Origin of the sequence: Pseudomonas sp. NFIX49 (genome assembly GCF_900115915.1) — a bacterium.
Lineage (GTDB): Bacteria > Pseudomonadota > Gammaproteobacteria > Pseudomonadales > Pseudomonadaceae > Aquipseudomonas > Aquipseudomonas pharyngis.
The window spans coordinates 387,600-402,143 of record NZ_FOYE01000003.1; the positions used below are offsets into that span (position 1 = coordinate 387,600).

Genomic DNA, 14,544 nt, shown 5'->3' on the forward strand with positions numbered 1-14,544 from the left:
AGCTCAAGGCCCCTTAACAATGCCGAAATCTGTTGACCGTATTCCGCCGATGCCGCGTATTCAGGCCATTGATCCACGGCGATCCGAGCAGAGCTGGGAGAGCGCGCCGCAATTGCTCGCGGCGCTCAACGGTGCCCGGCTCGGCGCCTGGTACTGGGATATCGAGCGCGGGCAGATCAGCTGGTCACGCGGCACTCAGGCCTTGTTCGGCTTTGATCCTCGGCAACCGCTGCCCGAAGACCTGGAATACCTCGACCTGCTGCCACCTGAAGACCGGGCGAAAACCATCCGCGCCTTCCACGCGGTGATTGCCGGCGCGCCACTGGAACAGGCAATGCACCATCGCATCCGCTGGCCCGACGGCAGCCTGCACTGGCTGGAGATCAACGGAAGCCTGCTCCCCGACAAACACGGTCGACCCCGAATGATCGGGGTGATCCGCGAAATCACCCACCAGCGGCAACGGGAACAGGCCCTCAGCAGTTCGGAGAAACGTTTTGCGACACTGTTTCATCTGTGCCCGAACATGGTACTGCTGACCCGCCAGGAAGACGGCCTGATCAGCGAGGCCAACCAGTATTTCGAAAGCCTGTTCGGCTGGCCGGTACAAAGCGCCATCGGGCGCACCACCCTGGAACTGGGCCTGTGGGTGCATCCCGAGCAGCGGGCGGAACTGGTCAAGAAGACCAAGGCCAAGGGCGAACTGGTCAGCATGGAGGTGCAGTTCCGCGCCAGCAATGGCCAGATTCACGACGGCATCCTCAGTGCGCAAAAGGTCGAACTCGAAGGCCAGCCTTACCTGCTCAGCACTTTTCTCGACACTACCGAACGAAAAGCCGCCGAACATGCCCTGAAAGACAGCCAGGAACGCCTCGACCTGGCGCTGGATTCGGCGCAACTCGGCACCTGGGACTGGCACATTCCCAGCGGCATGCTCTACGGTTCGGCCCGCGCTGCGCAATTGCACGGTCTGGAGCCAAAACCGTTCCATGAATCGTTCGAAGAGTTCTTCGAAGGCGTCCCCGGCGAAGAGCGCGACAGCATGCGCGATGCCTATCGCAGCCTGCGCGAGGGCCCGGCCGGCAATTATCAACTGACTTACCGCGTGCAACTGCCGGACGGCAGCTCGCGCTATCTGGAAAGCCGCGCCCGCCTCTATCGGGACGACAACGGCGTACCGCTGCGGATGGCCGGCACCCTGCTGGACATCACCGATCAGGTCGAGCGCGAACAACGGTTGGTGGCTTCGGAAGAGAAATTCGCCACGCTGTTCCAGGTCAGCCCCGACCCGATCTGCGTCACGCGCCAGGAAACCGGGGAATTCATCGAGATCAACTCCAGCTTTTCCCAGACCTTCGGCTGGAGCGCCAGCGATGTGATCGGCCACACCGCCGAGGAAATCGGCTTGTGGGACGCCTCGGCGAAAAGCCTGCAACGCATCGAACGGGTGATCCGCGAACAGGGCCTGAGCAATGTCGCGATCATCGTCCAGCACAAGGACGGCCAGTCGCTGACCTGCGTGATTTCCAGCCGCCAGATCAGCGTCGGTAACCAGCCGTGCATCGTCACCACGTTGCGCGACATCACCCAGCAACAGCGCTCGGAAGCGGCGCTCAAGGCCAGCGAAGAGAAGTTCGCCAAGGCGTTTCACTCCAGCCCCGACGCGATCACCATCACCGAGCGCGACACCGGGCGCTATCTGGAGGTCAACGACGGTTTCTGCCGCCTCACCGGCTACCGCGCCGACGAAGTGGTGGGCAAAACCGTGTATCAGGTCGGCATCTGGGCCGAGGAAAAACAGCGTTCGGCACTGCTCGCCGAGCTACAGATCAAGGGCCGCGTACATCATCAGGAAATGCTCGGGCGCAACAAGCGCGGCGAGATCCTGACAGTGGAAGTCTCGGTCGAACCGATCACTCTCAACGAAACCGCGTGCCTGTTGCTCACGGCCCGGGACGTCAGCCTGCTGAAGAACGCCGAGGCGCAGATCCGCCATCTGGCCTATCACGATCCGCTGACCAACCTGCCTAACCGCGCACTGCTGATGGATCGCCTGAGCCAGCAGATCGCCCTGCTCAAGCGCCACAACCTGCGCGGGGCGCTGCTGTTTCTCGACCTGGATCACTTCAAGCACATCAACGACTCGCTGGGGCACCCGGTCGGCGACACGGTGCTGAAAATCATCACCGCACGGCTTGAAGCCAGCGTGCGCATGGAAGACACCGTGGCGCGGCTCGGTGGCGATGAATTCGTGGTGCTGCTCAGTGGCCTGGAGGGCACGCGCAACGAAGTCAGCGCTCAGGTGCGCGAGTTGGCCGACACCATTCGCGAGTTGCTGTCGGAGCCGATGTTCCTCGACGGCCAGCGCCTGCAAGTGACGCCGAGCATCGGCGTGGCGCTGATTCCGGATCACGGCTCGACCCCGACCGACCTGCTAAAGCGCGCCGACATTGCGCTGTACCGTGCCAAGGATTCGGGGCGCAACACCACGCAGATGTATCACAACACCATGCAGAAAGCGGCCAGCGAACGGCTGCGCATGGAGACCGACCTGCGTCTGGCGCTGGCCCGGGGCGAATTCGACGTGCATTACCAACCGCAAATCGACGCCCAGGACAACCGCATCATCGGCGCCGAAGCCCTGGTACGCTGGAATCACCCGGAACTCGGCGCGCAATCGCCTACCGAATTCATCAAGGTGCTGGAGGACAGCGGACTGATTCTGGAAGTCGGCACCTGGATCCTCGACGAGGCGTGCGAAGCCTTCAAACAATTGATCGCCGAAAAGCTGATCGACCCTCTGGCCTTCAGCCTGTGCGTGAACATCAGCCCCCGGCAGTTCCGCCAGAACGACTTCGTTGAGCGCATCGAACACAGCATGAGCAGCCACGGTCTGCCCTGCTCGCTGCTGAAACTGGAAATCACCGAAGGCATCGTCATTCAGAATCTGGAAGACACCATCAGCAAAATGCGTCGACTGAAAAAACTCGGCGTGAGTTTTGCCATGGACGATTTCGGCACCGGTTATTCATCGCTGACCTATCTGAAACGATTGCCGGTGGACACGCTGAAGATCGATCAGTCGTTCATCCGCGACGCCACCACCGACCCCAACGACGCCGAAATCATCCGCGCCATCGTCGCCATGGCCCGCAGCCTGGAGCTGGAAGTGATCGCCGAAGGCGTGGAAACCCCGGAACAGCTGGCCTTCCTTCAGGGGTTGGGCTGCCATTTGTATCAGGGTTATCTGCACAGTCGGCCGTTGCCGCTGGAGGGATTGAAGGGATTGCTGGAATGACCCGACACCTGCGATTGCTTGTCGCAAGTATTGACCCAGGCCGGTAATTGCCAGGGTTGGCGGCAACCTGTAGGGTCGCGTTTTTTCGCGCTGTTTCGAGATCGATCATGCAGGATGCATCCCTCCCCCGCCCGGCCATGCTGGGCATTGACCTTGGCACCACCAACAGTTTGATCGCCGTCTGGCAGGACGGTCAGGCCCGATTGATCCCCAACGCCCTCGGCGAGGTGCTGACCCCGTCGGTGGTCAGCCTCGATGCAGACGGGACCATTCTGGTCGGCAAGGCTGCACGCGCACGCCTGACAACCCACCCGGAACGTACAGCCGCCGCGTTCAAGCGCTTCATGGGCAGCGACAGGCAGATCGACCTCGGCACACAAACCTTCAGCCCGGAAGAGTTATCGGCATTGGTACTTGGCTCACTCAAGCAGGACGCCGAGGCTTTTCTCGGCCACCCGGTGGCTGAAGCGGTGATTTCCGTGCCGGCGTATTTCAGTGACGAACAACGCAAACGCACCCTGTTTGCCGCCGAACTGGCAGGCCTGAAGGTTTCCCGACTGATCAACGAGCCAACCGCCGCTGCAATGGCGTACGGGCTGCACGAACAAAAATTCGAACGCACGCTGATCTTCGATCTGGGCGGCGGGACGTTCGATGTCACGGTCCTGGAATATGCGTTGCCGCTGATTGAAGTGCATGCGTCCACCGGCGACAACTTTCTGGGGGGCGAAGACTTTACCGATGCACTATTGAATGCCTGTCTGAAAAACTGGCAATTGACCCCGTCGATGATAGATCCGCAAGGCATGGCCAGCCTGGGCGATGCCCTGGAACAACTCAAATGCAAACTCGGCGAAGGCCCTCAATCTTTGAGCTGGCGCCATGCCGACAAACTGTACGAGTGGTCGCTGGACGAACCCGCTGCCGTGAAGATCTGGGAACCATTGCTGGCGCGGCTGCGCGCGCCGATCGAACAGGCCCTGCGCGATGCGCGCCTGAAACCACGGGATCTTGACAGTCTGGTGCTGGTGGGTGGGGCAACGCGGATGCCTGCGGTACAACAGATGGTCGCGACCCTGTTCGGACGCCTGCCCTACCGGCATCTTGATCCCGACACCCTCGTTGCACTGGGTGCGGCCACGCAAGCGGCCTGCAAGGCGCGCGATGGCGCGATCGAAGAGCTGATCCTGACCGATGTCTGCCCTTACACGCTGGGCATCGCAACCATGCGTGGCAAAGGCATCGACGGCGCCTTTTCGCCGATCATCGAACGCAACACCATCATTCCGACGTCACGGGTCGAGCGCTACCACACAACCCACCCCCGACAGGAGCTGCTGCGCATTGCCGTTTATCAGGGTGAGCGCCCGTGGGTACGTGACAACATCCTCATTGACGCTTTCGATGTCACCTTGACGCCCACCGATAACATTCAGGAGCTGGACGTACGCTTCAGTTACGACATCAACGGCTTGCTCGAAGTCGATGTCACGATGCTCGAGACCGGCGAACGCCACAGCCACAGCATCGATCGCAGTCCCACCGGGCTGGATGAACAAGCGCGCAGAGACAGCCATAACCGACTGTCGACGCTGAAGGTCCATCCACGCGATGCATTACCCAACCGCACACTGCTGGCCCGTCTGGAGCGGGCATGGATGCAAAGTCTGGGCACGCAGCGCGAACACATTGCCGAGTGGCTGCACAACTTCACCACGGTACTCGCCGGACAGCAGCCGGCAGAGATCGCCAGCCACCGCTCAGAGCTCAACAAGGCTCTGGACCAGCTGCGCCTCTAGCCGTTGAGTCGCCGCAGAGCAGCCTGCAGACCACCGGACAGCATCTCGCCAGCGCCGCTGTCCGGTGGCACGCCATATCGGTTGGGCAACTTGTCACCGGGAAAGCCGAACAGCAGCAGCGGCAGGAACGGCAAGATCGGCGACAAGGCCATGAATATCAGCAACGTGGGCAAACCTCGACCCATGTCGTGCAAACGACGCAGAGTGGCGCCGAATAACAACAGAACACTGAGTAACAGAATCAGAATGCCAAAGAACGTGGCACCGCTGATCAGAGCTGCCACCGGCGCAATCACTACACACCCCAGAACCTGAGCGATAAAAGCCTTGCGCCCCAGCCGCGACCCCAGGCGCCAGATCGCCCCAGCAGGCACCGGCTGAATATCACTTTTGGCCAGCATCAAACGCTCCGACCAGGACAGCAAGGCACACAGCGCCAGGCGCAAGCCGATACTGTTCTTCACGTCATCCTTGCCCTGCTGCAATTGGCGCAGCACTCGCGTTTTCGGCACTCCGGCAGCGCCATAGCGAACCATGGCCTTGAGCGCATCGAGAGACTCGTACGCCAACAATTTGTCGACCCCGAAATCCGTCAACACCTTGCGCGGCGGCCACACTGGCTCGCCTTTGATCAAGCCGTCACGAAACCCTTCGAACCAGTCGTCTTCGCAACTGACCGCCGCGATGGATTGCAGCAAGGCACGATGCTGCTCGGCGCTCAGGCTCGGGTCGTGATAGAGCACGCCCCAGAACATCAACAGCCCCAACAGATCGTCGCCACATGCAGCGCGATCGCTTTCGATGCAGGTGTAAAGCAGGGTGTTGGCAGGCAATCGGGCGCTGTCGAGTGCCTGCTGAACGCTGAACAATTGCTGCACCAACAAGCCGTGCACCGGATCATTGCCTTGCAGCCAGCCCAGTAAACCGTCGCAATTGCCTTGCTCGCGTTGCAAACGGCGCAACAGTGGCTGCAATCGGCTCAAGGGATGAGCCGGACTGAACGGCAGACGCTCCAGGCACTGCCCATCGATCAATTGCAGACAACGTTCCGGCTGATCCAGCAACGCCAGCAAAAACATGGTTTGAGCGTGCCACTCCCACACTGCCTCCCCCAGCCCGACCGACGGCAACCCGATCCCGCGACGGCTCAACTGAAAAAGCAGATCGAGTTCGGACAGGTCACAGTCGTCTTTGACGGCACCCAACCTGAACGCTTCGGCGATGCGCTCCAGGGCGGTGTCACTGTAGGGCCGCAAGCGACGCAGCCACAGGCGACAGACCTTGTGCAGCTCGCCTGTTGTCAGTTCCTGCGGCAATTGCTCCGATGTTGAATCCGCTTCGCGGAAGGCGCTCATCACCTGCGCAATCGGCGCATTCTCCAACCAGCGCAGATGTTGTCCGGCCTGAACTTTGAACCCGCTCAACACCAGGCATTCAAGCGCATCGACCGGGAGCGGCTGATCCAGAATCCGCTGCAGCAAGACCGCATCACCGCGATGCAGCGCCCAGGCATGCCGGTACAGTTGCAGCAGCCTGCTGTCGGCATTCTCACCCAGCAGTTGGGCAAGCAACGGGAGCTCATCGCCTGTCATGCGCCAATCGACAAAACTTTGCGCCAGGCTATCGAGCTTCAACCGTCCAACACCCAACCAACGGTTCAGCGTCTCGGGGCGTTGTGACGGACTGCCGTATACCTGGGCGTCATCCCCAAGATCCGCAGGCCACTCGGAGAAATCGCCCAGACAATCGAACGCCTGAATCAGCAGAGGCAGAAAAGTCGGTTGCCGCTTGGCGCATAATTCCAGCAGACGACTTTCGGCCATCGGATGGCGGAACTCGTTCCACAGTCGGATCCAGCACGGCAATGCCTGATCGTCCCGCCCCAGCAGACTGCTCTGACACGCCAACAGGTAAAGCCAGTCCACGTCATCAGGTGCTTCCAGCTGCTTTTCGACGCAGCACTGCAAAAATGTCGATGCACCGATGCCCGCCTGAGTGAACTGCACCAGCAAACGCTTGATGAACGCAGCATCATCCGGCAACGGTAGACAGGTGTGCTGACCGGCGAAGTCGGCAAACTCATGGAGTGGACGCTTGGCGAAAATGAAGTCGAGGCTGCGTGCGTACCAGAGTGTTTCGGTCTGCGCAGCCTCTGACCAAGCGCTCATCAGATCGGTATCGAACGGGTCAGGCGTTTCGATTCGCTGCAAAAAGGCTTCCACCCGATGCGCGTCGTTGAACTCCAGATCCAGTAACTGCTGATGCCACGCCATACGCTTGGCCAACAGATTCGCGCAGCGGTAAGACAGCGGGCCGGCATCGGCCATCCGGTGGTAGAGCCCCCAACTGAGTTCATCGAGCTGTTCCAGCGACAGCTCATCCAGCGCCCGGACAAATGCCTGCCACGCCTCGAAGTTGAAACGCCGCGCGGGATCGTCAAGCAACTCACAGAAATCCGCGAACGCCTGCGGGATCTCGACAACCTCCTGCCCTGACTCTTCAGTTTTTTCCTCGGGCGCTTCTTCCTCGTCTTCACGCGCCAGACGCAACGCGTTTTCGTAGGCCATGCGCAGCGCCTGAAAACCTTCCGGATCGGTTTCCGGATGATGCGACGGCAAACATGCGCGGTAGGCATCACGAATCCGGGTTTCGTCGGAGGTGGGCTCGATGCCCAGTCGAATCCAGCAACTCATGACCAGTCGAACTCCTTGAGCGATGCAGGGCGGGGCAGCAGATCAATCTCCATGTGCCAGGGCAGGTCGGCCAGAAAATGCGGGATGTTCCGGGCGAGGCCGCGGGTGATCCGCAGGTTATGAGCACTGTCACCCTGCCGTTCCAGCTCCCAGGCCAACTCGTCATCGCTTGTGTTCAGGCAGCACCAAAAGCTGCGACCCACAACAAAGCCATTGAAGTAGGACATCCAGCTACCGTAGTGAAACTGCGCCCTGACGGCCAAACGACTGTGCAGCCAGTTGCTTTCGGCCAGATCAATCCACTGATTGCGCACCGCGCAACGCAGGAGAAATCCCATCCGCCCGTAGTCCCAGGACAAAATTCCTCCGGGACCACAACCGCCGAAAGTGCGACTGGCAAACTCATGCAGAACACGCTCACGAGGGCTCAGCCCTTCGAGCAGGCGTTGCCATTCACTCGGCAGACAACGTTGCCATGCCGAGTAGGCTCCACTCAGGTGCTTGGCATGTCCGTCGTCCGTCATCCATTGGAGCATGTCGAACAATTGCCGCCGGTCATCGATACCCCAGCTGTCTTTCAGATCGATGTAGCGGTCGTCGCAGAACGCGGGGTCGTCGTACCCGGCGCCGGTGTTGAGCGCTGCCATTGGCGCAGAAAGGGCGCACAGCCAGCGCTGTTGAATATCGTCCATGAAAAAAGGCTCCAGGCCGACCGATTAGGATGAGGTCGGCAAACTGCGGCGGATTGTAGAGAAACCGTCGCTGGGGGCAAAGTCGAACAGCCGTTTCTTGCGCACATAAAAAAGGCCCCGACGTATCGGGGCCTTCATTCAGCGGCTTATCGCCCGTTCAGACGATTTGTTTCTGCAAGTGACTCAGTGTTGCAGAGCCGGCTGCGCCCCGTTGATCGGGATGCGCTTGGCTTTCGCCTCTTCCGGAATCACGCGCAACAGGTCGATGCTCAACAGACCGTTGCTCAGGCCGGCGGCCTTGATCTCGATGTGATCGGCCAGACGGAAGGACAGCTTGAATGCACGCTGGGCAATGCCCTGGTGCAGGAACGTGACGCCTTCGTTGGCATCGCGCTTGCCGCCACTGATGGTCAGCACGCCTTTTTCGACTTGCAGTTCCAGGTCTTCTTCCTGGAAACCGGCCGCCGCCACGACGATGCGGTATTGATCGTCACCGTGTTTTTCCACGTTGTAAGGCGGATAGGTGCTGCCTGGCTCGTTGCGCAGGGCAGTTTCGAACAGGTCGTTGAAACGGTCGAAACCCACCGAGGAACGGAACAGTGGAGCGAGGGAAAATGCAGTACTCATGATTCAAATCTCCTGAAAACAATCAGCAAGTTTTTTTGTCTCCGCGACCCGAATTCGGCATCGCGTAACCCTTAGATAGGGACCTGCGTTTTGTTTTCAAGAGATCGTTTGAAGATTTTTTTCAGGCGGCTTCGGCGACCGGCAAACCCAGTAAACGCGAGACCTGATCCGGCTCGGTCTCCCGGCGCAGCACGGTAAACAGCTCGACGGCCTCGGGGTAATTGCGGGTCAGCATGGCCAGCCACTGTTTCAAACGGCCCGGTGATTGACGAGCGGTCATTTGCGCTTTGGCTTGCAGCCAGAAGTCCTGGATCAGTGGCATCAGTTCGGTCCAGGTCATCTCGACGACCTCCTCACCGGCACGGGCAGCGGCGATCTGACGGGCCAGATCCGGGCGCGACACCAGACCACGACCGAGCATGATGTCTTCGACGCCGCTGATTTCCCGGCAGCGGCGCCAGTCGTCGACGCTCCAGATATCGCCGTTGGCGAACACCGGCACCTTGACCACGTCCTGCACGCGCGGAATCCACTCCCAATGCGCCGGCGGCTTATAGCCGTCGACCTTGGTGCGGGCGTGAACCACGATGTGCTCCGCGCCGCCCTCGGCCAGCGCCGTGGCGCACACCAGCGAGCCGTCCGGGCTGTCGAACCCCAGGCGCATCTTGGCGGTGACGGGAATGTGTGCGGGCACGGCGCGACGCACGTGTTCGACGATCTGATTGAGCAGCTCCGGCTCCTTGAGCAGTACCGCACCGCCACGGGACTTGTTGACGGTCTTGGCCGGGCAGCCGAAGTTCAGGTCGATCACTTCAGAGCCCAGCTCGCAGGCCAGCGCCGCGTTTTCCGCCAGGCACACCGGATCGGAACCCAGTAACTGCACGCGCAGTGGCACGCCGGAAGCGGTGCGCGCACCGTTGAGCAGTTCAGGGCCGAATTTGTGGAAATAGGCCGGGGTCAGCAACTGGTCGTTGACCCGAATGAACTCGGTCACGCACCAGTCAATACCGCCGACACGGGTCAGGACATCGCGCAGAATGTCGTCGACCAACCCTTCCATCGGCGCCAGAGCAATTTGCATGGGGAACACACACTCAAGGAAAAACGTGCGGCAGTTTACTGGGTTTCGCGGGCTAAACCCATGTCCGCCGTCTGTATGGCCGGGCCGTAGCCTTCGATGAACTCGGCGGGCATGCGCTTGGGCCTGCCGGTGGACAGCTCGATGCAGACGAAGGTGGTCTGGGCGCGCAGCAGCGTGGCGTTGTCGCTGGGGCGGATCAGCTGGAAGTGACGGGTCATTTTCAGGCGCTGATCCCAATCGACGATCCAGGTCGCCAGTTGCAGTTCATCGCCTTCGTAGGCAGCGGCCAGGTAATCGATTTCGTGTCGCACCACGGCCATCGCCCGATCCAGACGCCGGTACTCGACCAGATCCAGGCCCAGGCGCTGCGAGTGGCGCCAGGCACAACGCTCGAGCCAAGTCACGTAGACCGCGTTGTTGGCGTGGCCCAGCCCGTCGATGTCCTCGGCGACCACTTGCAGATCAATGGTAAATGGCGTTGCCCGATCCCAGCCCATGCCCTACTCCCGGTCAGATGATTCAACCGGGGCAGTGTAACGGATGACTACGCCGATTGCCGCGCCTGAAGGCTGCGCCCGGCCAGCAGTGATAACACGCCATCAATCACCCGAGGGTCGGCGAGCACGCGCTGATGGCCGCCGGCTTCCAGGCGCAGCAGGCGACTGTCGAACCAGGATTCGTGGATCAATTGGGATTCCTTGACCGAAACGAAGGTGTCGTCCTCGGCATGCACGATCAGGCCTGGCATATCCAGTTGATAGTGGGCGACATCCAGGGTGGCGGCGCGCATACCGACATCCTGTTCAACCTCACGAATGAACGCGGAACGAGCTCTGGGCGGCATACCGACGTAACGGGCAAATCCGCGCAAAACACCAAGAATTCGCGCCGGAGCGGCAATGCTCACGAGGGTTTCGGTGCGCAATCCTAATTGCACCGCCAGCATGGCGCTGGCGCCGCCCATGGAGTGACCGATGACAGCCTGCAACGGAGGCAATTCGGCAGCGGCTTCAAGCATCGCTCGAGCGAACAGGACCACGTTGGCTTCACGCCCCGGCGAGCGACCGTGGGCCGGGCCATCCAGCGCGACAACGGTGTAGCCCGCTTCGACCAGCGCCGTGATCAACGCGGCAAACTGGGTGGGCCGCCCTTCCCAGCCGTGCATCAGCAAAACAGTCGGGCCTTGCCCCCAGCGCAGGGCCGAAAGACCGAAACGCAAGGTAATGCGCTCGGATTTCGCCAGCAGCGGCAATTCCCAGTCCCTCGGTTTATTCACGCGCGGCGTCATGAACGCCAACCGCATTTTGCTCGCCACCAGTTTCGGTGCGAACCAGCCCAAGGTGCCATTAACGCCGCGAACCCACTTCAACGTGCTCATCGCTCTCTCCCCGGGCTTGCAGCCTTCAGGTCAACGCACCGCCGACTTGGCGGCGCGCAGCAATCGATCGGATAAATCCCCAGGACCCAACGCCCTCGCGAGCGCCAGGCCACCCACCATCAAGGCCACGTCGGCTAACGCTTTGTCGGTGTCTTCCGGCGCTGCGGCCAACTGCGCAATCATCAATTCCAAGTGTTCGTTCAACGCAATCCGAAAGGCCTCCGGCAGACGGCCCAACTCGCCAATAGAGGCCGGAATCGGGCAGGCCGAATCGCTGGAATCGCGGTGCTTGCGCGACAGGTAAAACGCAGCCACCAGGGCGCGGCGCTCTTCACCGGTCAGCTCGCTATCCATGTCGGCAATCAGGTCGCGACGGCGACCGAGCAATTGCTTGAAGGCCTCAAGCATCATGGCGTCCTTGCTTTCGAAGTGGGCATAGAAGCCGCCGACGGTCAGGCCGGCCGCACCCATCACTTCGCCCACGCTCGGTTCAGCCGGACCGCGCTGGATCAGTGCAGCACTGGCGGCCTTGAGAATGCGTTCGCGGGTTTGAGCTTTCTTGTCGTTCATCGTCGCCTCCGAATATTACGATAGCAATATTATTCTCATAATAATATTCCGCAAGTCACACGCGTGACCGCTGGTCTGAAGCACAGTGTTAAGGAAAAAGAGGATTTGGCCAAACGCCAGACAAACAAAAGGGCCATTCAATAATTGAATGACCCTTATAAAATCCCGCAAAGCGGGTAATCGTGGCGTCCCCTAGGGGACTCGAACCCCTGTTACCGCCGTGAAAGGGCGGTGTCCTAGGCCACTAGACGAAGGGGACACAAACCTTCTATACAACTGATCAGCGCTGAGTACTGATCGATTCAAGGCCGGTGTGGCCAGACCTTGAACTGTAAATTGGTGGAGCTAAGCGGGATCGAACCGCTGACCTCCTGCATGCCATGCAGGCGCTCTCCCAGCTGAGCTATAGCCCCGGATTTTTCGCCTCTCGGCGGAGCGACATCTTGCAACATCGCTTCTGTAAAACTGGCGTCCCCTAGGGGACTCGAACCCCTGTTACCGCCGTGAAAGGGCGGTGTCCTAGGCCACTAGACGAAGGGGACGCAAACCCTTCTATACAACTGATCAACGCTGAGTGTTGATCGCTTCGAAGCCGGTGTGGCCAGGCTTCGAAGTGTAAATTGGTGGAGCTAGACGGGATCGAACCGTCGACCTCTTGCATGCCATGCAAGCGCTCTCCCAGCTGAGCTATAGCCCCTCATCGTTGATGTCATCGCTGAGGACGGGGCGAATCTTAAGGGCGTATCGAAAGGCTGTCAAACTTATTTTTGAAAAAATTCAAAATTTTTTGTCGGCATTACAATCACTTACCGCCCTCCCCCCATAAATTCGGGGGAAAACACCGAAGGACATGATCAAAAGATCCTGACCTTCGGCGCGTCCTGCAGAGTCAAACGCAATCAGGCGATGGCGCCCAACAGCTTTTCCCACTCTTTGTTTTCTTTCTTTGACACGCCGCCCAGCAGGTCAATCGCCTGGCGCAGACGGAAACGGGTCAGGTCCGGCCCGAGGATTTCCATCGCATCGAGCACCGACACCGAACTCGCCTGCCCTGTGATCGCAGCAAACATCAGCGGCATCGCATCACGCAGCTTCAGCTCGAGGGATTCAACCACCGCCTGAATCGTCGCGGTGATGCTGTCCTTCTCCCACTGACGCAGGCTCTCAAGCTTCCACAGGATCAACTGCATCAGTTGACGAACCTGATCGCCCGACAGCTTTTTCGATTCGAACAGCTTGGCATCCGGGTTTACGCCACCGGCGAAGAAGAACCCGGCCAGGGGTGCAACCTGGCTGAAGGTTTCGACGCGGCCCTGAACGTGCGGCGCGATCTTCATCATGTATTCGGAATTGAACGCCCATTTCTGTACGCGAGCGGCGAACTCTTCCACCGGCAGATCACGCAGCCACTGGCCGTTGAGCCACGACAGCTTCTCGATATCGAAAATCGGCCCGCCCAGCGACACGCGCTTGAGGTCGAAGTTGTCGACCATTTCCTGCAGCGAGAACTTCTCGCGCTCGTCCGGCATCGACCAGCCCATGCGGCCCAGGTAGTTGAGCATTGCCTCAGGCATGAAGCCCATGCGCTCGTAGAACGTCACCGAAGTCGGGTTCTTGCGTTTGGACAGCTTGCTCTTGTCCGGGTTACGCAAAAGCGGCATATAGCACAGTTCCGGTTGTTCCCAGCCGAAGTACTCGTAGAGCAGGATCAGTTTTGGCGCCGACGGCAGCCATTCTTCGCCACGCAGCACGTGGGTGATGCCCATCAGGTGATCGTCGACCACGTTGGCCAGGAAGTACGTCGGCAGGCCGTCGGTCTTCATCAGCACTTGCATGTCCATGCGATCCCACGGGATCTCGACATCGCCACGCAGCATGTCCGGGACCACGCAGACGCCTTCGCTCGGCACCTTCATGCGGATCACGTGCGGCTCGCCGGCAGCCAGGCGACGGGCGACTTCTTCCTTGGACAGCAGCAGCGCGCGGCCGTCGTAACGCGGGGTTTCGCCGCGAGCCATTTGCTCGGCGCGCATCTGGTCCAGCTCTTCGGCGGTGCAGAAGCACGGGAAGGCGTGGCCCATGTCGACCAGTTGCTGGCAGTACTTCTGGTAGATGTCGCCGCGCTCGCTCTGACGGTAAGGACCGTGCGGGCCGCCGACGTCCGGGCCTTCGCTCCAATCGATACCCAGCCAGCGCAGGGCGTCGAAGATCTGCTGTTCGGACTCGCGGGTCGAACGCAACTGATCGGTGTCTTCGATCCGCAGGATGAACTCACCGCCGTGCTGCTTGGCAAAGCAGTAGTTGAACAGTGCGATGTAAGCGGTACCTACGTGGGGATCCCCGGTAGGCGATGGCGCGATGCGAGTGCGGACGGTGGTCATGGCATGTCTCGAAAAGAATGAAAAG

At 60.3% G+C, this 14,544-nt stretch carries 10 protein-coding genes and 4 tRNA genes; 2 read left to right on the top strand and 12 right to left on the bottom strand.

All coding sequences use genetic code 11. The features are described 5' to 3' along the window. Positions 1-19: 19 nt before the first annotated feature. Positions 20-3,298 (top strand): bifunctional diguanylate cyclase/phosphodiesterase, encoded by a 3,279-nt coding sequence (locus tag BMZ46_RS10040; RefSeq protein ID WP_039770156.1) that lies wholly within the window; start codon positions 20-22, stop codon positions 3,296-3,298. A gap of 107 nt (positions 3,299-3,405) precedes the next feature. Next, positions 3,406-5,097 (top strand): molecular chaperone HscC, encoded by a 1,692-nt coding sequence (locus BMZ46_RS10045; RefSeq protein WP_074687685.1) that lies wholly within the window; start codon positions 3,406-3,408, stop codon positions 5,095-5,097. On the opposite strand, the gene BMZ46_RS10050 is transcribed toward BMZ46_RS10045, so the two are convergent. The 12 genes from BMZ46_RS10050 to gltX form a co-directional block, all read right to left on the bottom strand. Beyond that, a complete protein-coding gene (locus tag BMZ46_RS10050; protein ID WP_074687684.1) occupies positions 5,094-7,790 on the bottom strand; it encodes a J domain-containing protein in 2,697 nt (898 codons plus the stop codon). The two genes, BMZ46_RS10045 and BMZ46_RS10050, sit on opposite strands and share 4 nt — an antisense overlap. Continuing rightward, positions 7,787-8,482, bottom strand: a complete 696-nt coding sequence (locus BMZ46_RS10055; protein ID WP_074687683.1) for a DUF1266 domain-containing protein — start codon at positions 8,480-8,482, stop codon at positions 7,787-7,789. The genes BMZ46_RS10050 and BMZ46_RS10055 overlap by 4 nt, the downstream gene beginning before the upstream one ends. 183 nt (positions 8,483-8,665) lie before the next feature. Next, the gene (locus BMZ46_RS10060) at positions 8,666-9,109 is read right to left on the bottom strand and encodes an Hsp20 family protein (RefSeq protein WP_011333344.1); all 444 of its coding nucleotides are present in this window, start codon (positions 9,107-9,109) and stop codon (positions 8,666-8,668) included. A 121-nt stretch (positions 9,110-9,230) separates the two neighbouring features. Beyond that, positions 9,231-10,190: a tRNA dihydrouridine synthase gene (locus tag BMZ46_RS10065; protein ID WP_074687682.1), complete on the bottom strand. Its 960-nt coding sequence runs from the start codon at positions 10,188-10,190 to the stop codon at positions 9,231-9,233. Positions 10,191-10,225: 35 nt separating this feature from the next. Beyond that, the gene (locus BMZ46_RS10070; protein ID WP_074687681.1) at positions 10,226-10,687 is read right to left on the bottom strand and encodes an acyl-CoA thioesterase; all 462 of its coding nucleotides are present in this window, start codon (positions 10,685-10,687) and stop codon (positions 10,226-10,228) included. Between the two features lie 47 nt (positions 10,688-10,734). After that, the gene (locus BMZ46_RS10075; RefSeq protein ID WP_039770146.1) at positions 10,735-11,568 is read right to left on the bottom strand and encodes an alpha/beta fold hydrolase; all 834 of its coding nucleotides are present in this window, start codon (positions 11,566-11,568) and stop codon (positions 10,735-10,737) included. A gap of 30 nt (positions 11,569-11,598) precedes the next feature. Then, positions 11,599-12,138 (bottom strand): TetR/AcrR family transcriptional regulator, encoded by a 540-nt coding sequence (locus BMZ46_RS10080; RefSeq protein WP_039770145.1) that lies wholly within the window; start codon positions 12,136-12,138, stop codon positions 11,599-11,601. 183 nt (positions 12,139-12,321) lie between these two features. After that, positions 12,322-12,397, bottom strand: a tRNA-Glu gene (locus BMZ46_RS10085). Between the two features lie 78 nt (positions 12,398-12,475). Further along, a tRNA-Ala gene (locus BMZ46_RS10090) sits at positions 12,476-12,551 on the bottom strand. A gap of 53 nt (positions 12,552-12,604) precedes the next feature. Further along, positions 12,605-12,680: transfer RNA gene (locus tag BMZ46_RS10095), tRNA-Glu, on the bottom strand. Between the two features lie 79 nt (positions 12,681-12,759). Further along, positions 12,760-12,835 (bottom strand) — tRNA-Ala (locus tag BMZ46_RS10100). A gap of 202 nt (positions 12,836-13,037) precedes the next feature. Further along, the gene (gene gltX / locus BMZ46_RS10105) at positions 13,038-14,519 is read right to left on the bottom strand and encodes a glutamate--tRNA ligase (protein WP_007956429.1); all 1,482 of its coding nucleotides are present in this window, start codon (positions 14,517-14,519) and stop codon (positions 13,038-13,040) included. Between the last annotated feature and the right edge of the window lie 25 nt (positions 14,520-14,544).